15 protein-coding genes and 1 riboswitch are annotated in these 21,370 nt (G+C 40.8%); of the genes, 5 read left to right on the forward strand and 10 right to left on the reverse strand.

Going from position 1 to position 21,370, the window contains the following annotated elements; all coding sequences use genetic code 11:
- Positions 1 to 68: 68 nt before the first annotated feature.
- The 3 genes from FIU87_RS18430 to FIU87_RS18440 all read right to left on the reverse strand — a co-directional run bounded on the left by FIU87_RS18430 (position 69) and on the right by FIU87_RS18440 (position 3,929).
- The gene (locus FIU87_RS18430; RefSeq protein ID WP_152445928.1) at positions 69 to 896 is read right to left on the reverse strand and encodes a carbohydrate ABC transporter permease; all 828 of its coding nucleotides are present in this window, start codon (positions 894 to 896) and stop codon (positions 69 to 71) included.
- A complete protein-coding gene (locus tag FIU87_RS18435) occupies positions 896 to 1,849 on the reverse strand; it encodes a carbohydrate ABC transporter permease (RefSeq protein WP_152445929.1) in 954 nt (317 codons plus the stop codon). The genes FIU87_RS18430 and FIU87_RS18435 overlap by 1 nt, the downstream gene beginning before the upstream one ends.
- A 163-nt stretch (positions 1,850 to 2,012) precedes the next feature.
- Complete coding sequence (locus tag FIU87_RS18440) at positions 2,013 to 3,929, reverse strand: EAL domain-containing protein (RefSeq protein WP_152445930.1); 1,917 nt, start codon at positions 3,927 to 3,929, stop codon at positions 2,013 to 2,015.
- 179 nt (positions 3,930 to 4,108) lie between these two features.
- Between FIU87_RS18440 and FIU87_RS18445 the strand changes: the two genes are divergently transcribed.
- Complete coding sequence (locus FIU87_RS18445; protein ID WP_152445931.1) at positions 4,109 to 5,731, forward strand: sensor domain-containing protein; 1,623 nt, start codon at positions 4,109 to 4,111, stop codon at positions 5,729 to 5,731.
- A 299-nt stretch (positions 5,732 to 6,030) separates the two neighbouring features.
- The gene (locus FIU87_RS18450; RefSeq protein ID WP_152445932.1) at positions 6,031 to 7,410 is read left to right on the forward strand and encodes a Glu/Leu/Phe/Val family dehydrogenase; all 1,380 of its coding nucleotides are present in this window, start codon (positions 6,031 to 6,033) and stop codon (positions 7,408 to 7,410) included.
- A gap of 38 nt (positions 7,411 to 7,448) precedes the next feature.
- On the opposite strand, the gene FIU87_RS18455 is transcribed toward FIU87_RS18450, so the two are convergent.
- The 3 genes from FIU87_RS18455 to FIU87_RS18465 all read right to left on the reverse strand — a co-directional run bounded on the left by FIU87_RS18455 (position 7,449) and on the right by FIU87_RS18465 (position 10,810).
- Positions 7,449 to 7,931 carry a VanZ family protein gene (locus tag FIU87_RS18455; RefSeq protein WP_152445933.1) on the reverse strand — a complete coding sequence of 161 codons (483 nt, stop codon included), beginning with the start codon at positions 7,929 to 7,931 and terminating at the stop codon, positions 7,449 to 7,451.
- 312 nt (positions 7,932 to 8,243) lie between these two features.
- A protein-coding gene (locus FIU87_RS18460; protein WP_152446459.1) for an IS1182 family transposase occupies positions 8,244 to 9,601 on the reverse strand; the annotation gives its coding sequence in 2 pieces (ribosomal slippage) (positions 8,244 to 9,028 and positions 9,028 to 9,601; 1,359 coding nt in all).
- A 129-nt stretch (positions 9,602 to 9,730) separates the two neighbouring features.
- Positions 9,731 to 10,810, reverse strand: a complete 1,080-nt coding sequence (locus FIU87_RS18465) for an acyltransferase family protein (protein WP_152445934.1) — start codon at positions 10,808 to 10,810, stop codon at positions 9,731 to 9,733.
- A gap of 395 nt (positions 10,811 to 11,205) precedes the next feature.
- Here FIU87_RS18465 and galE point away from each other — a divergent pair, with 395 nt between their 5' ends.
- Positions 11,206 to 12,219 (forward strand): UDP-glucose 4-epimerase GalE, encoded by a 1,014-nt coding sequence (gene galE, locus FIU87_RS18470; protein ID WP_152445935.1) that lies wholly within the window; start codon positions 11,206 to 11,208, stop codon positions 12,217 to 12,219.
- 414 nt (positions 12,220 to 12,633) lie between these two features.
- On the opposite strand, the gene FIU87_RS18475 is transcribed toward galE, so the two are convergent.
- Both FIU87_RS18475 and FIU87_RS18480 read right to left on the reverse strand, forming a co-directional pair.
- Positions 12,634 to 15,918 carry a pullulanase gene (locus tag FIU87_RS18475; RefSeq protein WP_253905461.1) on the reverse strand — a complete coding sequence of 1,095 codons (3,285 nt, stop codon included), beginning with the start codon at positions 15,916 to 15,918 and terminating at the stop codon, positions 12,634 to 12,636.
- A 545-nt stretch (positions 15,919 to 16,463) separates the two neighbouring features.
- On the reverse strand, positions 16,464 to 16,784 hold the full coding sequence (locus FIU87_RS18480; RefSeq protein WP_152445936.1) for a hypothetical protein: 321 nt from the start codon (positions 16,782 to 16,784) through the stop codon (positions 16,464 to 16,466).
- A gap of 246 nt (positions 16,785 to 17,030) precedes the next feature.
- Between FIU87_RS18480 and FIU87_RS18485 the strand changes: the two genes are divergently transcribed.
- Positions 17,031 to 18,089, forward strand: a complete 1,059-nt coding sequence (locus tag FIU87_RS18485; RefSeq protein WP_216647507.1) for a YecA family protein — start codon at positions 17,031 to 17,033, stop codon at positions 18,087 to 18,089.
- 49 nt (positions 18,090 to 18,138) lie between these two features.
- Here FIU87_RS18485 and FIU87_RS18490 read toward each other — a convergent pair whose 3' ends face one another.
- Positions 18,139 to 18,558, reverse strand: a complete 420-nt coding sequence (locus FIU87_RS18490; RefSeq protein ID WP_152445938.1) for a DUF4064 domain-containing protein — start codon at positions 18,556 to 18,558, stop codon at positions 18,139 to 18,141.
- A gap of 205 nt (positions 18,559 to 18,763) precedes the next feature.
- A riboswitch (cyclic di-GMP riboswitch) is annotated at positions 18,764 to 18,861 on the forward strand.
- 40 nt (positions 18,862 to 18,901) lie between these two features.
- Between FIU87_RS18490 and FIU87_RS21130 the strand changes: the two genes are divergently transcribed.
- The gene (locus FIU87_RS21130; protein ID WP_172971111.1) at positions 18,902 to 19,078 is read left to right on the forward strand and encodes a hypothetical protein; all 177 of its coding nucleotides are present in this window, start codon (positions 18,902 to 18,904) and stop codon (positions 19,076 to 19,078) included.
- Positions 19,079 to 19,499: 421 nt separating this feature from the next.
- Here FIU87_RS21130 and FIU87_RS18495 read toward each other — a convergent pair whose 3' ends face one another.
- Positions 19,500 to 20,114 (reverse strand): hypothetical protein, encoded by a 615-nt coding sequence (locus FIU87_RS18495; protein WP_253905462.1) that lies wholly within the window; start codon positions 20,112 to 20,114, stop codon positions 19,500 to 19,502.
- Positions 20,115 to 21,370: the final 1,256 nt, after the last annotated feature.

Below are 21,370 nucleotides of genomic sequence, written 5' to 3' on the forward strand. Positions count from 1 at the left end.
ATCCCCCTTGTTTTAGTTGAAAATTATATAGTAATTTTACGAGAACCGCTAGGCAGTCTCGTAAAAGATTACTTAACGGAACCTGCAGCAATTCCCTTAATAATGTGCTTTTGTAGAAATAAGAAGAAAATGATAATGGGAGCAATCCCGAGCACTAAGGCTGCTAGCCCCATATCCCACTGCTTTGTGTATTGTGCAAAGAAGGAGCTTGTTGCAAGTGGAATCGTTCGTAGCTCTGGCGCTTGAAGCACAAGCAATGGAAGCAGGTAATCATTCCAAATCCAAAGCGTGTTCAAAATAACCACTGTAACCGTTATTGGCTTTAACAACGGAAATACAATTCTCCAGAACACTCCAAACTGACTACACCCGTCAATTCTGGCTGCTTCCTCAATCTCAAGCGGCACTGTTTTGACAAAGCCGTGATATAAAAATAAGGAAAGCGGTACCCCAAAACCGAAGTACATAATAATGATCCCTGGAATGCTATTAATGAGATTTAAGGTACCTCCAAGCTTCATTAGAGGAATCATCACTGTCTGAAACGGAATAACCATCGCCGAAACGATTAGGACAAATAATAGTTTACTAAACTTTCCTGGTGTGCGGACCATTTTCCAGGCCGCCATCGAACTAATAACCACAATTCCGATATTACTGATTACCGTGATCACAAGCGAGTTCCAAAACGCTCGAGGAAATTGGATAATCTCCCATACCTTAACGTAGTTGCTGAACAATATTTCTGTTGGGAATGCAGCTGCATCCACCAATATTTCACTAAAGCTTTTTACCGAGTTAATGGCGACAAAATAAAACGGTATCAAAAAGAGAAGGCCGAGTAGAATTCCGAGAACCTCCAGCACAAAGGTTTTCTTCGTATACTTTTGGTCCATTATGCCTCCACCTCCCGCTTTTTGGTCGTCATGACCTGGAATGTTGTAAAGATAGCTACGACAACAAAGAAGATAATGGCTTTTGCTGTCCCTAAGCCATAGCGGTTATTTTGGAAGGCTTCCTGATAAATATTAATCGCTACTGACTGCGTGGAATTGAAAGGCCCTCCACCTGTTAAACTTAAATTCAAATCGAATATCTTGAATGCCATCGCAATCGTTAAGAAAAAACAAATCGTAAAAGCTGGCAAAATTAACGGTATGATGATTTTTGTAATTAGGGTGAAGTTAGAAGCTCCATCTATACGGGCCGCTTCTAGTAAAGAATTGTCCACCCCTTGCAAGGCTGCAATGTAAATGATCATCATATAACCACTTATCTGCCAAGCAAACACAATGACAATTCCCCAAAACGCGGTCGTTTCATCTCCAAGCCAAGGTAGCTGGAAAAACGAAAGGCCGGTTAACTCTCCAACACTTGCAAACCCTCTGACAAAAATAAACTGCCAGATAAAACCGAGCAATAGTCCACCAATTACATTGGGAATAAAGAAAACTGTCCGCAGAATGTTTCTCGTTTTTAGCGCGGCGTTGAGCAATAAGGCAAGGCCAAAACCAATCAAATTACTGATGATTACTGCTGCAAACATGAATTTTGTGGTAAACATAAATGAGTGAAAGAACCCATCATCATTCGTAAAAATCTTCTTGTAGTTTGCCAGTCCCACCCATTCCACTACCGAGCTGACTCCATTCCATGAAGTAAAAGAATAATAGATTCCCATTAGAAACGGAATGATTTGAATCACAAGGAAAAAGAGTAAGGCCGGCCCCACAAACGCCGTATACGTTAAGATATTTTTCCATTTCATCTTTCCAGGTTTTCCTTTTACATCCCGAAGCTTTGTTCTCCCTGAGGTACTTTTCACCGCAGGCTCCAATTTCGTTTCCATTCTCCCACCACCTGTTGTAAACGCTTTCTTCCATTATATGCTGGGCTTGCTTTTTTTCGGGGTAACTGAATTGACCTGTTAGGGGTAGAGAATTGATGAATGAGCAACAGAACAAAAAACTACCCCCTTTGTGATAGCATTCGCTACAAAGAAGGTAGTCTGTTTATTTCATTCTGTTTAAAAATGCCTCTACAGGTTCATCAAGGACCTGACTGTCAGGCAAAATTTTGTTGCCGCTTAAGTGAATCGCTGTATGATTTAAGAGCTTTGTTACCTCGGCTCTTTCTTTATCATCTAATAGAAACGCGAGGCCGTACCCGAAGAAGCATTCCTTCACATCCGTTTTCCAAAAGATCCGTCCATTTAACGATTTATGCTCACCTAGGAGCTTGAATTCAATAGAAAGAATGACATCCTCCCTAACTGGAAACTGAATATGAGATAAGAAGCGTAACCCACCCGGTCCAATATTATCAATAACAATTCCTGTTCGGCCAAGGCTGACCTCTTTATCCTTAATTTTACGAATCGTTATATCTCCTCGAATTGGCTGCGGAAGCTCCATTCTGAAGTATTGCCTTTGGTCTTCTAACGATTTCTTCTCTTCCAAACTTTTTGGTTCCAGACTTCCAATCTCTAATAGCTCTGTGAACTCTGACACAGGCACTGGTCTACTAAAAATAAAGCCTTGGATGATATCACAGTTTTTTTCTTTCATAAACTGCAGCTGGCCGATGGTTTCAACGCCTTCTACGACCAATTCCATTTTCAGCTCTTTCGCAATCACAATGAGGGACTCAAGAATAACGGCATTTTTCCGATTCACTTCTACATCTTTTACGAACGACTTGTCTACCTTCAATACATCAATATCAAGCTCGGTTAATCTGGTCATCGAAGAGTAGCCGGTACCGAAATCATCGAGCGCCACTTTTACACCAAATTCACGTAAATCCTGGACCATTTTCAAGACATCTTCTGATTGTTGAAGAAAGGTAGACTCGGTGATTTCTAGCTCCAATAAACTTGGACTCACCTCATAATGCTCAATGATTCTCTTTACCATATTAGAGTAATTTTTCCGCAAGAACCGTTGTGGAGCCACATTTATAGAAATCGGAACTAATGGTAAAGCCTGCCGTTTCCAAGTGCTAAGCTGCTTAAGTACCTTTTCCATCACATAATCGCCTATTTCATTGATCATCCCGTATTCTTCTGCTAGGGGAATAAATTCCACAGGCGAAATCATCCCCCAAATCGGGTGATTCCAACGGATGAGTGCCTCTGCCCCAACAATTTTGTAGGAACTTGCAAGGACCTTTGCTTGAAAATACACCTCAAACTGTTCCTCTTTTATTGCTTTGTGCATATCCCGTTCTAACGTGTACTCCTGATAGGATTGTACACTAATGCTTGGGGTGTAAATTTCCAAATAGTTCTTTCCCAATTCTTTCGCACGAGAAAGAGCAACATCTGCGTGTTTCAGCAGCATGTCCACACTTTCTCCATCATTTGGATAAAGGCTTACACCGACACATGCCGTGATAAACAGCTCGTGGTTATTAATATGAAATGGTTTTTTTAAAGAGTCCATCACGTCTTTTGCAAGCTCTTTTACCCTCTCAAGTACATTCTGTGCCTGAAAAAGAAGGATAAATTCATCTCCGCCTACTCGAAAGACGAACGAATGGGAATGTTCATGCTCAAGCTGTTGCAGCCTGGTCGCAGCCTCCTGCAACAGGGCATCTCCTACCCCATGCCCTAAAGTATCGTTTGTATGTTTAAAACGGTCAAGATTAATAGAAAGAACCGCAAACTCATCTGGATTCTTCTCATCACTTTCCATTAGTTTTTCCATCGATTCCTTTAGGAGTTTTCTGTTTGGAAGACCAGTTAGATAATCATGATTCGCCTGATGCATAATTTGCCTCTCCAAGCTTTCACTCATGTTCTTTAGCTCTTCCTCTTTTTGCGATAGCTCCTTTTTCAATTGATGAAAGAGTTCTTCTTGATGTAAATGCGTCTCGTTGGAACCTTCCTCTTCTTTCGAATTTCCACTCCAACCATTTATTGTTTTCATTATTTTCTCCCATCAAGGACATTTCACTATTATTACATTTAATAATTTAATATTAATATTTTTTTAATCCCTTTACAAATAGTATAATATACTTATCTATAAATCTTTCAGTTTATTCAATTATTTTGCTATAATGGAAGAAATTCACCATTAAATCTCATTAGAAAAGAAGGAGTTCCATGAATATTGAACAGCAATTTTCGTTATTTTTTGACCAGATGGCTGATATGGTCTTTCTCGTAGAGTGGAAGAATGACGAATTTTGGTATACAAAAGTTAATCCTTCCGCTCAGAATAAATTAGGGATAGAAATGGTAGGCAAGAAGCTTGTGGATGTTCTGCCCTCCTCCATATTTCAAACGTTAAATCCTCATTATTTATCCTGTGTGCGTCTGAAAGAGCCTGTCAATTACTCTGACCTTAACCTGTTTGTAGCGAACCTCCCAGCTTCAGAAACGAGTCTTACGCTCATAGAAGAAAACAGCAAAACCTATGTGCTTGCCATCACAAAAAATGTCAACGCCCTAAAAGAAAAAACAGAAGATTACATATTCCTAGAATCATTAGTACATAACACCGTAGATGCGATGCTTGTTATTGATACAAAAGGTGTCATCCTACGATTTAACGAGGCATTTATCCAGCAATTTGGTTGGAGACCACCAGAGCTGATGGGCCAGTATTGGGAAAATATTCAAATCATTCCAGATAGTTTGAAAGCGCAATCAACAGAAACAATGAAGCGCCTAAAGCAAGGCACCTCTGTTTCCTCACAAGAAACCATAAGACTAACAAAAGGAAGACAACCTGTTCATACTTCAATCAGTTATTCTGCCATTCGGAATGAACAAGAAGAAGTAGTCGCAATCTCCATGATCTATCGTGACATTGAACATTTAAAGGTGTTAGAGGCGAGGCTTGAGGAGAGTAATGAAGCATATAAATCCTTATTTTCCTATCATAAAAACGCAATCTGTATGCTTGATACCGAAGGAAAAATTGTCAATGTGAACAAGGCATGCGAACAGATCACTGGCTTTTCAAAAGTCGCCATAAAAGGCTTTCCTTTCATCGACTATGTAAAAAATGAATTGCCTGGCTTACACCTCGCCTTGGACGAAAAGGTGACAAATTACGAGCTCAACATCATGACTGCCACAGGTGCGGACCTATATCTAAATGTCACTCATGTGCCCATCATCGTAAAAAAAGATATTAAAGGGATGTATGTAATTGCACAGGATATTACACAGCAACGAGAGGTGGAACACGAGCGACAAAAGCTACAGGAAAAGCTGACCTTCCTTGCCTACCATGACAGCTTGACCAACCTTCCGAACCGCCGACTTTTAGAGGACAAATTGGAAGAAGCCATTATCGAAGCCCAGCTAAGCGGAAAAATGCTTGCGCTCCTTTTTCTTGACTGCGACCATTTCAAGAAAGTAAATGATACATTTGGTCATGAGGTTGGCGATGATTTGCTTGTTGCCTATGCTAAGCGCCTGGAGAAATGCATACGAAATCGTGATATGGTGGCACGCCTTGGGGGAGATGAATTTGTCATCCTTTTGCATGACATTGAAACAATGGACATGATTGACAAAGTGGCAAACCGCATTCTTGCAACCTTAAATGCGCCCTACAGCATTAAAGGGCAACAGTTTGCTTCCACCTCATCCATTGGTATTTCCACCTACCCTGCCAACGGAAGCACGGTCAAACAGCTTTTCAGAAAAGCGGACCAAGCCCTCTACTCTGTAAAAAATTCAGGCAAAAACGGGTTTTGCATCAGCAGTGCTTGACGTTTATAGTTTCGAAATTGTAGATTGAAGATTGTTGATCATGAGAATATTTAGCTGTTGATTGGAGCAAAGGCGGAAGACTCCCTCGGGGATGAAGCGATGGACTGGAGACCCTACAGGGCAAAGCCCGAGGAGACTTACAAATCCCCATGCAGGACGCGATTCATTTGCGGAAATCAACAGCGTTATTTAAACCACCACAAGCTAAAGACTTATGAGGTGGTTTTTATTTTTTCTAATGTTATACTGGTGCTCATAGAAGAAGGTTCTTTTTCACTAAGAATTTAGGAGGTAAAAACATGTCTAATCAAACAAGATTCATTGTTCAGGAATCACTCGATGCATTGATGGAGGATACCACCTTTCTTCCTTCTCTAAAGGATGCTGCCAGAAAACAAGCATTTACGTCACTTGGCGCCATTCTTTCCACACCAAACCACTTACATAAATCATTCCTGCGAATTGCCCTTGAAAATGGAAGCGTTGTCAGGATTCCTGCTTTTCGTGCTCAGCACAATAACGCGCTAGGCCCATACAAGGGTGGAATTCGCTTTCATGAATCAGTTAACGAAGAGGAAGTAATCAACCTTGCTTCCCTAATGACGTTAAAAAATGCACTACATGATGTCCCATTCGGCGGTGGAAAAGGTGGCATTGTCATCGACTCTCGCTCCTACTCAGAAAAAGAACTCCACTTGATTTGCAAAAAATACGTCCAATACTTTAGCGATATTCTTGGACCGGATAAGGATATACCTGCTCCTGATGTAGGCTCTGGCGAACGCGAAATGGACTGGATGATGGCAGAATACAAAAGCATTCGCCCGGGACAGGTCTACAAGGGAAGCTTTACTGGAAAAAGCGTGGTGAATGGAGGCTCCTTAGGCAGGCGAGAGGCAACGGGAAAAGGGGTCTACTTTAGCTTCCGCTATTTGCTCCATGACTTTGTCAAACAGCAAAGAAAATTCCTAAACGGCACTAGCAATATTTTTGCAAAAACGGCGCTTGAATTTGAGGAGAAGCCATTAAAGCTTGCCGTGCAGGGCTTTGGAAATGTCGGATCAGTAGCTGCTTTAGAAGCCTACCAGTGCCAACACCTCCAAAACAAAGTAGTCGCTGTCAGCGATCGGAATGTCACCCTCTATAATGGAGATGGCCTGGATATTCCTGCGCTTGTGAAATTTGTTTCTGTTAGCGGGGGTGACCTGCCAACATCAGAACAGCAACTGCTAGATGCAGAGATTAAAGCGGAGATTCGAAATCGCGACGAGGTTCTCCAGCTCGAGGTAGATGTTCTAATCTTAGCTGCCCTTGAAGACCAAATTCACAATGATAACAAGGAAAAAATAAAAGCAAGCATCATCGTGGAAGGTGCCAATGCTCCTATTACAAGTGAAGCGGATAACTACCTTAGCGAGAAAGGGGTTATCATCATTCCTGATATTCTTGCTAACGCAGGCGGAGTAATTGTCTCCTATTTTGAATGGATTCAAGGCCGTGAAACGCAATTCTACACAGAAGAACAGGTGTATAAGCTTCTGATCGAGAAAATGACACACACCTTTGAAACTATCTTACCTGTTTTCTTTGGAGACCCGTTTCCATTAAGACAAAACTGTTACATCCATTCAGTGATGAAGCTATCAACGGTTTTATTTAGACAGGGAAAATTGTACTGAAAAAGGAAAAGACTTGTGAGGGTTAGAGGAGAGACGGACTACTGTTCGTCAACCTCGCCCTTCTTCTTTTTCCAAAGCGCAACCACCATAAAATAAATGCCGATTCCAGTTAGTGCCCCAACGCTATCCAGCACCACATCGCTTACCTGCCCACTTCTCCCAGGCACAAACAGCTGGTGGACCTCGTCAGAAACGGCGTACAGAATAGATACTATAAACGCTAGTATTGCTCCCTTTTTATGCCCCACACCACTTTTACGAAATGCAAAAAAAGTTAATAGTCCAAGCACTAGATACGCAAGAAAATGGGCATTTTTCCTTACAAAAAAACTAATCGATTCTATATTTAAGCTTGCATCAGGGGCCACATTTTGAAGAATTTCATTAATCGCTTCCGTTATTCCTCCACTTAAATCAGCAGATTGATCCCCATGCTGAGCAGATAAGAAGAAAATGGTTCCCATCCAAACAAGAACGGATGCCCAAGAAACACACATCCACCAAAAATTTCTTTTACTCATCCAATCTCTCCTTGAAACTGTTAAAATTTAACTAGATATATAGTATAGCATTCCAACATGCCTGTCACGATAGAAATTTAGGAACCTCTGCAGATGATTAGAATTACGCTGTCAGCATTCGACGCAAAAAACAAAATTCTCTACCATTTCCCGAGAAATTTACAGGAAGAAGCAACAAAAAGGAACAGGTGGTTACAACCTGTTCCTCAGCTTGTAGAGAAACCCTATGTTTTTCTCTACAAGCTTTTTTATTTTGGTGGACCATGTGATATTATCTTGCATCACACTTGAGAGAAAAAGGTTCCCACACACCTAGCCTAGCCGGGCTAGGTGTGTGGCAATCTTCTTCATGTTTTGGCAGGCTGCTGTGAGTAACACTTGTTCACTCACATTGCCTTCTCCCCTCAACCTACAGTAGCGAAGCCCATGCAGTTCTTTTGAATCTGCAAAGCTTCGCTCCACTTTTTCTTTCCTGTATTTATAAAGCATTTTTCCAGACTTAGAAAGCCTGTTTAATCGAACCTGTTCTTTATGATCTTCCCATACGTGACGGGTGACCACTTTTTGATGATTTTTGGATTGTGTACACTGATCAAGTAAAGGACAAACCTTACATTTCGAAGGATCCGATTTATACTCTCGATAGCCTTCGCGCGTGGTGGTTCGATAGGTTAAGACATCTCCGTTTGGGCAAATGTATTGATTGTTCTCTGGTTGATAGGTGAATTTCCATTTTGGAAAGAGACCTTTGATAGGGTGAAACCTTCTATGTGCGATTACTCCAAAGATGTTCCTATCCGATAATCCCTTACAAATGGGATTGGTAAGATAACCAGAGTCAAGTGCCACAGCTTCCACTTTAAATTCAAAGCGTTCCATTTGGCGGTCTATACGTGAGAGATAAGGAACAGAGTCATGAACGTTTCCAGGAGTCACAAAGGCATCAGTAATGATGTTAAATTTCATATCCGTCGTACGATGGTCAAGGTAACAGAACATTTCTTGCTTTTGATCTCGTGACATAAAGCCACAATCCGGATCCGTTAAACTTTTGCGGATTTCTTTGGTCTCTTTCACCTCCTCCCGTTCTTTTAGAGCTTTTTTCCGTTCTTTTCTCGATCCTCGCTGATAGCTTGATTTAATTCTTCTATGTATTCTCGTGTCTCTACTTCAACGGTTTTTCTTGTGAACTTATGCTTATTGGCGTTTGCTTTTAAATGGGTAGAATCCGTAAACAATACGCGTCCACCAACCATTTTGTGGTTCATGGCTTGAAGGACGATTTCATCGAATATCTCTTGGAAAATATTCGTCTTGTTAAAACGTTTGCGTCGATTCCAACTAATTGTGGAGTGGTGAGGAACAGGGTCGGTTAAACGTAATCCTAAAAACCAACGGTACGCGATGTTCATTTGAATTTCTTTTTCAAGTTGTCTTTCGGAGCGAATTCCATAAAAGTAGCCAATAAACATCATTTTGAAAAGTACGAGAGGGTCTAAAGAGGGACGTCCATTATCTTCAGAGTAGTAGGGGCGAACGCGTTCTAGGATGAAGGAAAAATCAATGTACTTATCAATTTTCCTGAGTAGATGATCTTGGGGAACGAGGTCTTCAATTGAGACAAACTCAACTTCATTTTGCGTTGTATTTCTTGTATTAAACAATAGAATCACCGCCTATATGTATTAACTATATTATAACATATTAACGCGGTAATTTGTTGAAGTTATTGAATATAAAAATGGCTGTCGAGACTTTCTCGACAGCCTGAGGAACAGGTGGTTACAACCTGTTCCTTTTTATGCCGTCCTATATTCTTTTTTATCCTTCTGACCGACGTTTTTTGGTACATTTCGAAGCTGACCAACGATGTATTTCCCAAATGGCAGAAGGTTAAATACTTTCGCGATACCTGTAGGAATCAACACTCCACCAACAAACAAGAGAATGATATACAATCCCATGTTCATTTTTGGTAGCAACGGAATGATTAAATCAAAACCGATATAATGCAGCAAGTAGATGGGAAACGAGTACTTACTAATGAACATCACGATTTTTGGTACTTTTTTTGCAAATGAAAACAGATAGTATAATACAAAAAATAAGGAAACCGTGTAGAACATAATATCATATCGAACGGACGAAATATCCGTTAAGGTACCATCTGTATAATTGTTCAACACAAAATACAAGCTACCCGCTGCTGCAATAAGCGCTAACGGGAACCCCCACTTCCTGCTGTCCTTTACTTGTTTTAAATACTTTCCTACGTAATAGGCAACAGTGAAATAAAAAATCCAACCGAGAAATGGTACACGAACTAAAGAATACCAATCATGCATAATCGGTGGCATCATTTCAAAATGAAAATTTGCGGTATGCAAATATTTTGCATTAATAATAAAGGTAATGACCAGCATAATCCATGCGGGGACATTTTTAAGAAACTTAACAAATACAGCATGAATCAAAACGAATTGTAAAATAATAAGAATAAAATATCCATGCCAATACGCATATTGAATATTCGTTAACGTCTCATCCACCACCACTTTTGCATTTGTATCTGTTGTTACAATATCAAAAATGGCATAGATAAAAGGAATAGTAAGATAAGGTAAAAATAAAAACGAAAATCTTTTTCTAAAAAATTTATTCGGGATCCGGTCCCAATAAGCATTTCCAAGAATAACCTCAAAAATCAGGATAAACATTGGTGTTGCAAACATGAGAGATATCTGAACAATCTTCAATATTTCAACCGTTGATGCTGGTAGTTCATAGTTAGACATAGTTCTAGTTAGAGCATGAATGAAAACGACGCTGAGACAAGCTAGTCCACGAATCCAATAGACTTCGCTAATCTGTTTTTTCATATTCACCCTCCTATACTTATGGCTCTTTTCTCAAAAAATGTTGCCAATAACCAGGTAAGAGTCGGCTATAAGACTTTTTCAATTTTATCGTCAGGAGATTCGATATTCCTCCACAAAAAGAGCACGACAGTAACGTTGCTTCGTGACTTAGTTATACCCTGTAAAAAGTGTGCGAAAACAGCGTTACTTAAAAACAATCTCCAGTTTAACATGTATATTGTCGAATAATAGTGGGATAGATTGTTTGTAATAGGAAAGTAATCTTAATGAAATTTTGAATTTACAATATCAATACATTTCTCGCTGTTCTTTGCACTCCGTCATATATTAAGTGATTCTAGCGAAAAATTGTGATACGATTGGAGAAAATTAGTATGTTATTGGGGGAAAACGGAATGTCTATTTTAGTCACAGGTGGCGCTGGGTATATTGGGAGCCACACTTGCGTTGAACTTTTAAATGCTGGATATGAAATTGTCATTGTAGATAATCTTGCTAACAGCAATCTGGTAGCGCTAGAACGAATAAAAGAAATTTCAGGAAAAGACTTTCCCTACTATTCGGTAGATTTATTAGATAAAGAAGCCCTTGATAACGTGTTTAATGAGCATTCCATTGATGCTGTGATTCATTTCGCTGGGTTAAAAGCTGTTGGAGAATCGGTAGAAAAGCCATTGTTCTACTACCATAACAACATTACCGGTACACTTTACCTGTGCGAAGTAATGCAAAAGCATGGCGTAAAGAAGATGGTTTTCAGTTCATCTGCCACCGTTTATGGGTTACCAGAAAGTGTACCCATTTCTGAGGATTTCCCATTAAGTGCAACGAATCCTTATGGGCAAACAAAACTAATGATCGAGCAAATTTTACGTGACCTTCAAGTCGCGGATTCTGAGTGGAGTGTATCCCTCCTACGTTATTTCAACCCTATTGGTGCACATGAAAGCGGCCGAATTGGCGAGGATCCAAATGGCATTCCAAACAACCTCATGCCATTTATTACCCAAGTTGCAATCGGCAAGCTGGAGAAGCTTCAGGTGTTTGGCAACGATTATGATACGGTCGATGGCACAGGAGTTCGCGATTACATCCATGTCGTCGATTTGGCAAAGGGACATTTGAAGGCATTGGAAAAAGTGATGAGCACACAAGGTGTGGACGCTTTTAATCTTGGGACAGGCAAAGGCTACAGTGTACTTGAGATGGTCAAAGCTTTTGAGGAAGCGTCAGGAAAAGACGTACCTTATGATATAGTTGATAGAAGACCTGGCGACATCGGAGAGTGCTACGCTGATCCGACGAAGGCAAGCGAAGTGCTTGGCTGGAAAGCAGAAAAAGGCTTGGCAGAAATGTGCGAGGACTCTTGGAAATGGCAAAAAAATAACCCAAATGGATTTAATATATAGCATATTGATGTAATTAAGGGCCGCCCAGCTAATTTGCTGGGCGGTTTTATGGTTTTTTTGAGAAAATCCTTGGGGATTGGGGTGCCATTTCGGTGGTGGGGGGAGCTTGGAGGGGGGGTTTTTGCGGAGTTTTGGTTTTTTTTTGCGGGTTCGGTGGGTTTTTTTGCGGGTTCGGTGGTTTTTTTTGCGGAGTTTTCGTTTTTTTTGCGGCTTTAGGACTTTTTTTTGCGCCTTTTCACCATATAAAGGCCATTCGACACAATTCTGCAAAAATCGCCATCCATTCCCCTCATGCCAGCACCCCCATACACAAAAAAACCGCACAGGAATTCCCCCTCCTGTACGGTTAACATAATTTCTATAGACTTCCTTACCCTGGAATCTCTCCCCTTTTACCACGTGGGATTATAAGTCTTAGTCCTTATCCTTGTGCTTGCCCTTGCCCTTACAATTGTTCTTATCTTCATTGGCATCATCATCGTCTTCGTCATCGTCTTCGTCTTCATCATCGTCATCATCTTTGCCCTTACAAGCTCCTGGCTCCTCACCAACCCGTACCACAACAGTAGTCAGTGGCTCAAGAGTGATATCAGAAGAAGTGAGTTCAAATCCACTTGGCTCCGAAACAACATCTACACCAGCTTCATCTCCATCGACCACAACCACACCATCCGTCAGATCGGTGCTTAGTGTTAATGTTCGAGCTTTCGTGTCTGCGTTCACAAACGTGTAGTATTCCACGCCGCTTGTAGAAACACTGCGGTATGCGACAACTAGATCTTGCTCCAGCATTTCAGGAGCATTAAGTAATGTGACGTTTTCTTCAATTAACTCACGCGTTCCAAGGCGGAAGGCATCGGAGGAACGACGCAGCTTAATCAGACCCTTTGTATACTCCCCTGTCACATGGTTTACAGGATACTTTTCCGCATCCGTTGCCTTTTCCCAATCCAGACGATTAATGATATCCGAAGAATCATAAGAATCGTGAATGAAATAAGGGTACACAAAAGGCTCACCGCTCGCATCTGTCATATAGGTGGACTTGTATGGTGCAGTTGATGCTTCTGTTCTCCACTGCTTGGTACGTCCGAATTCTTGACCTGCATGAAGGAATGCCTTCCCTTGAGAGGTTAACACCATGGCATTTCCAAGTCGGATGCGTTTATGAATTTCAAGATTGTTCTCAGGAATTTCAGGATCTTTTTTAATCGATTGAGCAATAACATCATAAAGGGTTAGGTTGTCATGTGCTGCAATATATTGGACCACATCGCCTGGGTCATCCGCTGAAAAATTGTGCGGCTGCGCCTTAATATTGTCAAAAATCTGCTGGACATTGCGCGCACCACCTGTGAGGAAACGCGGCTGCCCTTCGCTGCCAAATCCTGATTTCAGCTCATTTCGGAATTCGTCAGAAAAGCTTCCAACAGATTCGGTGTACTGCATCCACTGCTGGTCGGCTGCTTGGACTGGCTCTCCTTCATCTCCAGCAAAGGTTACCCAGCCTTCGCCAATCATGACGATGTTTGGATTTAATTTTTTTGCTTCGTCATAGGCAATTTGGATGCTTTCTGCGTCATGATCGCCCATCATGTCAAAACGGAAACCATCGACCTTATATTCGTCCACCCAATGCTTGATGGAGTCAACTAGCACCCGTCGAGACATCTTATGGGTCGTACCAAGACGGCCGCCACCAAAGCTTGTTCGAGGTGTGCCATCGGCGTCCATAAAATGATAGTAATTTGGTACAAGGTCTTCAAAAATGGAAACCTGAGCTGTATGGTTGTAGACCACATCGAGAACCACACCCATATCGCGTTTATGGATTTCTTTTATCAAATTCTTGAATTCTTTAATTCTTCGCTCCGGATCCTCAGGATTCTCCGAGTACATCCCAGAAAGCGAGAAGTAGCTGTGTGGATCATAGCCCCAGTTATAGTTCGTACCAGTTGAAGCATAGTCCAGCATTCGTTCACCAGCTGCCATTTCATTACTATAGTAATAGCTCATTACCGGTAGCAATTGGATATGCGTAACTCCTAGATCTTGAATATAATCCAGTTTTTCCACAAACGAAGCAAAGGTACCAAAGCGTGCCTTTACATCCTCTGCGATATTCGGGTCAGAGGTAAAATCGCGCACATGCACCTCATAAATGATGGTATCCTCGCTTTTTTCAAAGCCTGGAATTTTGGCATAATCAAGCTTAGGACCGATCGAGCTTACATCCACAATCGCGGCTTTTCCAACGGGAACACCCGCATCACTATTCCAAGCAGCCATCGATTGGGCGTAAGGATCTAGTGCCAGCTTCGTTTCCTCACCATGCGTAATCTCATAGTGATAATAGTAGCCCTTCAGCTTTTTCACTCCGGTATTCTTTTTATCAAGCTTGACTGTCCAGACTCCGCTGTCTCCTAATGTCATTGGCACCGTAGCCACTACTTTATTCTGGTCCTTCTTATCGTAAATGACAGCCGAAACATGGTCGGCTTTTGGAGACCAAACTCTTAATGTAGCCTTTCCGTTCTTATGAAGTTCAGCACCAAGCTTCCCATCATAGCCGTACATTTCGTCTATAAGCTTCCAGCCTGTTTTTAAGGGAATGGTTCGGTCGCCATAAGTCGCCTCAAATGGCACTTTTTCTAAGTCAAAGCTACCATGCACATGGACGGTTTGCGTGTCCTCAATGGTAATATCGGCAACTTCCACTGCTTGGCCTTCCTTATCGGTTATAGCCAATTGTTCTTTTAATTCTGCGGCATTTAAGCCTTCTGTTTTGGTAAAAGTCAGGGCCAAAAGCTTATCTGACAAAACCTCACCTGCTAAAAGTGCGATTGGTACCGTTCCGTAAGGGTTCGTGTAAACCTTGTTTTCCCCTTCTTTTACAAAAAGTTGATCGTATTGTGTTAGCATATCAAATGTCATATCCCCAGTTTGCGCTCCTGATTGTTTGTTCACAAACAGAAAACCTATTTTGTTCGCATCTTGTTTCAGCTTAATATCGTAGTAAGCACCATATTTGCCAACTCCTGCTGCATCTGCGGCTCCATTTGGCCAACCATCGGAAGGACTTTCAACATCCTCCCAATTCCATAATCCCCAGCCATCATAGTCCGCGTTCGTTCTCTCATAGTGGATTCGAACGGTGTCTGCTGGGATCTCCGCCGGTTCAATAATGGAAACCTCATCAGAGCCTTCTTTTATCCAAACCTCATTGAGCTCAGGCGTAAAAATTTCTAGTGCTTTGTCGCCGCCATCCTTGTCGCCGTTTGTTGTGTTAAGAACAAGGAAACCAACATTTTGTGCGCCATCCTTCAGCTCAATATCCAGGTACGTGCCATAGTCTGTCATTTGGTCCGGTTTAAACGAGGTGCCCCCTGATGGCCAGTTTTCAGAAGGTGCCGCCACGTCCCCCCACAGCCAGAGACCTAAGTTTTCGTAGCTGTTGTCGGTTCGTTGATAATGAATCCGCAACGTGTTTTCTGGTATTTCCCCAGCTTCTTTTGGTTCATTTTGCATTTGTGCGTTACTGATGTTTTCTTGTGTAGATTCATCCGTTTGCTGCACCTGTGTCTGTCCTTGCTTGTCTCCATTGACTGCACTAGCACTTGCTGTGAATCCAGCAAACATTGAAACAATTAGAAGTAGAGATAGAAATGCCGCCATACCCCTTTGAAAGCTTCTCCTCATGGTCGTTCCCCTTTCAATTTTTTTGGTAGCGTTGGTGAATCTTTTTGTGAAACCGTTTGCACAAATAGATAGCGAATTCTAGTTTTGTGCAACCACACAGCAATCCCCTCCGAGTTTAGAAGGTTGTGCAAGCGCTACCATTTATTCCTATCATAAAGATACTACTATCTTTCTAAATTATCAATAAACTTCGCAATCTTGGGTGATTTTTAGGTAAAATGGCTTAGTTGGAGAGGCAATTAGAAGTTGCTGCTTCTATTTAAGGGGGGGCATCAAGACTTTGGGGTGTGTTTTCTGTTCGGTTGTTTGATATTTAATCCACTTTGCGAATAATTAAGCCACTTTTTAATTATTTAAGCGACTTTGGGTAATAATTAAGCCACTTTTTCATTTTTTTGTCCATTTGAACCCAGATAAAGGCCATTCGACAAAAAACGACACACACCCCCCTGCGCAATCAGTTAAATAGCGCCCCTCCCCCCATCATTCAAACACAAAAAAACCCACTAACCCCAATTTGGTCAGTAGGCCTGCTTCTCTCAAGCTTAAACTGTCTCGCTTGTAAGAGATTCTGATTTTTTGTCTGCTTTCGCAGCGTCGAGCATAAGGAAAATAGCAGATAGAATGTGCATAATCATTCCCACAAATGGAATCCATGCGATACAAGAAGTAACAATACCTAGAATGCTTCCAGTTGTAGATCCGCCATCTTTTTTCGTAAGCACTAGTGTAATAATATGTAAAACTAACATAATTGCAAGAGGAATCCATAATAAACTTAAGACGATGGCAGCACCTAATACAGGTACACCTAAAATTGCCTCTAAACCACCTGTTACCCATTTCAAGATTCTTGATGGTGACATTTTCCAAACACCTCCTTTTAAGCTAAAAATTAACACATAATCATTATAGCGCTTTTGTCTCATATTATGTGACATTTTTTCTAATTTCTTAAAAAAAGTAAGCAAGTTTTATAATCTAGTAAATTTAGTTATACTAAGAACAACTTCTGAATATGTGAGGGATGAAGGATGGACACATTAATGGACGAAATTTATATAAACGTAAAGAGTACAAGCTCTTATAAGTATTTACTCTCCACATTCACAATGGAGAAGCTACATTCCATCCGTAGAAAGTGGGATATTGGGAATGCTAGTAAACTGAAAAAAGCGGAGCTAGTGAACTTACTAGCAAAAGAAGTACCTGAGAACTTACCAGTCCTTGTGAAGAAATGGGACGACAAACGATTTGACTTGTTAGTTAAACTGGCTAAAAACAATGGGAAGATGACAACGAAGGTAACAGATGTCGCTGCCTCGTTCTATCTTAAAGATTCCGGAATAATTTTTCCTATCTATGAGAAGGAGAAAAAAATGCTTGTTTTACCTATTGAGTTCGTAGAAAAGGTAAAAGAGCTAGAGAGTGATAACGAGATTCGGAAGGTAATCAAGCGAAATACTGAGTGGATTAAAATAGTGAAAGGGCTCTTATTCTACTATGGAGCACTAGAGTCAGGCACCCTATTCGACTTTATGATAGAAAGGTACGAATTAGATCTTTCTGAATTACGAGCTTTCCTTGATGTCGTGCATGAGGGTGAGATGTTTTATGATGAGTACGAGATAAGAGACGGTTATTTTGCAGAAGTTTCTGCTTCCGATCCGGCAGAAGTATTGAAAGAACACGCAATCCGCGCAAATGTTCCCTACTTTCCTTTTTCAAAAAAAGAACTTATTCGAGCGGGCAGTAGTGATGACTATGTGGATCGAACCTCGCAATATTTGAAATTAGTGTCGTTTTTGCAGAAAAATGGCTCGCTATCTAAAGGTGATGCTGAAGATATAGTAGCTGAAATTTCGTGGAGTTACCGGTTTGGTGATGATTTTAATAGTGGATTGCACATGATAGCAAATGAGATTATTTTTGAAAAAGAAAGTGATATTCGGAATTTGTTAGACGATTTCCTCCTCCCCTTTTATCACAGCACAAAGCAATGGAGTTTAAAAGGGCATTCACCGGATGAATTGAGTTCTAGCAACGATAAAAAAGCAGCTCGCACTCCTGTTAATAATGTCGTGAGTTTCGAATCAAGGCAAAAAGTTGGCAGAAATGATCCATGTCCATGTGGCAGCGGCAAAAAATTCAAAAAGTGTTGCGGTGATTAACCAAAAAAACGGAATAAAAAAGTGCAGGAAATCTCTCCCGCACTTTTTTTTATATTTCTACTGTTTTAGGCTTACGCACTAAGCTCATGATACCTGCGATTAAGAATAGGATAGCTGGAATAAATGCGACACCAATGGTTCCAATACCGATAATAAGTGCTGCAAGGATAAGCATCACGCCTGCTAGGATAGGCTTTTTGTTGCCTTTAATAGCGATGATTCCGATAATTCCAAGTACTAGTGATAGAATACCAACGATTAGAAGAGATGGTCCGACCATTTCAATCATATCCATGATGGCCGTCATATCTTGACCTTCTAGAGCTGGATCTGCACTCATTTCCTGTTCCATCATGTCACGCATTTCTGGGTCCCCAAACATGCTATTAAAGAACAGTCCCATCAATGCCGTTAAGCCGCTTAACACTACCGCAATGACAGATAAAACTATCTCTGTTGTACGTTTCATTGAAATACCTCCTTGATTATGTAGAAACTAGTATATATTTTACCACGAAATGATGGAATAAAATAGCAGAATAGTAGTTTTTTCAACAAATTTAATAGTTTTTTGTCGAGGAAATGTGCCTAGTAATAGACCTTAAGACCCATGATGGTTATTATTGGTAAGCTTATAATAAAGGAGTATTTTATATATTATTCTTTTCATAAATCATGGAAAAAGGCAAAGCTAGTGAAAGCTAGTGACGCAAAACTACAGGGACTACCGCCTACTCAAGTGAAAAAGCAGGCCAGTCAGCCAGTTACCCCAACAACCTCCGTTGATTTATGATGATAAAGGAGGATATGCTATGAAAATGGTAAACCACTTTCTATTTTTCTGGCATCAATGGAGAGCCAATTACTTTGCTGCCATGGCAGAGGGCTGTCTAGACAAAAAACTCAAAATGCAGTTAGAGGAAAAGTCCGACATGCACAAGCTTGAAGCTCTTCAATGCAAGGCAAAAACTCAAAATATAACTTGTTAATACAAAAAACCCAGAATTGTTTGGTTTACCGAGGGTAGCCAATTGATGTCTGGGTTTTAATTTCGACAAATTACACCAGCACCCATGCGGAAATTGTTGGTTTTTTTGTTGTTTATCCCCTGTAAAATGGAGGTATTTTTCTACTAGATAGTATTTTTACAAAGGGGCGGATGAAAATGAAAATAAAAGTAAGAAGCTGGAGGCTGCTAACGGCGCAGGATAAGATGTTTATTTTAAAAGCGATCAGCAGGCAATCTATGGGTAAAATTGGTGCATAAACAATCTAACATGTCTACTAAAAACCTCTTGTATCATTGTTGCCTCACTTTCCTACAAATACTTTCTCCTATAATTTTCTTTGGAAACAGCCATGAACAAGAAAAGGAACCGCACCACAAGCTGTTCCTTTTTTCATGGAATGTTAGAATTTTGAAGCTTCAAAACGAGTGCTGAAACCTGGATTATCCTGGTCCACAAAGCCTGGAGTGGTACTTGTGAGGAAAACTTCGACGAGGTCGCCAGCTTGAAGATTAAGAACAGTGGAGACATTGATCGCATTTACATAAACAAAGCTTTGGTCAATAAAGTTAAAGAAATCATTATCTGCCGCTACGGTTGTCCCGTTCACACGAATTTCTACACGAACACGGTAAGGAATGGTCTGATCGTCTGCAATAAAGGTTACCGTACCTGCAACATAATACACACCGCTCTGGCGAGGAACGAATGTGGAGTTATTGGCATTATAAATGTCTCCAATGTCAAATTGCTCCTCTTGAAACAATACTTTATAGAACTGATTGGCCATATCTATGGGTTGATTCGCATTATTCACTGCACGAAATGCCGCTGTCTCATCCCCACTGTTACCATTTTCCCCATGACACTTAACATGAATATTTACATCTGTCTTACACTTTTGCTTTACTTCCACTTTTGGAAAATGCGTAAACCTATACTCGCATTTCATCATTTTCACCTTTTCATTTTTATTTCGGAAGCAGGGGGATGACTCTACTGCTTCCACATTCAGCATTTCTTCTCAGCTGCAATCCCTTTCCCATTTTAGACTCCACCAGCAAAATTTAATGTGCAGCTTTTCTTCACATTTTTTGCAGTGTTTCTTATGGTTGTCCGGTTTATGATTGAAATGAGAACTAGTCGTCGTTGTTACATAGGAGTAGCATTTTTTCATTCTCTCATCACCTCCTTCTATCTCTATTATTCTATGAAGGCATTGCTAGATTGTATAGGTTAATGGTAGAGGGTACTTGATAAAATTTTGGAAGCACTGGTAAGGAGGTTGTGACCACTTTTAGATGACACTTTTTCTCGGCTGCTCGCTTTTTTTGAGGTAGAGAGACCCTCTAGACGTCTCTTTTTCTCGACTGCTCACTTTTTTCAATGTACATACCCCCTTTACTTCACAGATTAAAAAAGTTATTTCAAAATACCATGAAAAAATAGTCGGTTTATAGGGAATGGAATCCGTCCCCACCATACCAACTTTAAATTTCTTCTTGATCGAATGTTTGTTTAAAAATAGGTATTCTGAAAGAAAAAAAAGCATTGGATTGGGGCTTTTTATCAACTTTCTTCAATATTATTTCAATATACATTGCAAAAATTGCTACAATTCCCCGATTGATTTTCGGTCCTAGAGAGGGACAAAACTTTTTGAAATTGATCAATCGTTTGTTTGAGTTTTATTATATAAAGATAATATTTTAAATTTTACAAAAACCTGTTGCGCGAAGGAGGAATATATTGTAATATCAGAAATAACAATTTTTAGAAGCTATGACAAGGACCTGATTGATTTTCTTCTGGAACACAGAGAGGGAGGAACACGCTGAAATCTTCCCAGTACAGAGAAGTCTATTACCACCTTGGAGCTGCATTGGGGAAATCGTACAGTATCCAATGCCGGTCACGCTACGTTACAGCGCCAGAGCCATGAGCAGGAGTGACCTTGCTTGTGGGAAGTTGGGTGGAACCACGGGTAGTCAACACACTCGTCCCTTTGTTGGGATGGGTGTGTTTTTTATATTTTCGAGGCAGTCGGATGGTTCAAAACCATCTTCTCGTCTCCTTGCGATGATAAGGACATGGAAGGCTTTTTCGGACATACAGAGAGGGAGATGTAAGCTGAAATTCTCCCAGTACTGGAAAGCTTTTTACCACCTTGGAGCTGCGTTGGGGAACATGAAAAAGTATCCAATGCCGGCCACGCTACGTTACAGCGCCAGAGCCATTTGCAGGCACATGCCTTGCTGATGGGAATTTGGGTGG

Source organism: Bacillus sp. THAF10, assembly GCF_009363695.1.
Lineage (GTDB): Bacteria > Bacillota > Bacilli > Bacillales > Bacillaceae_I > Sutcliffiella_A.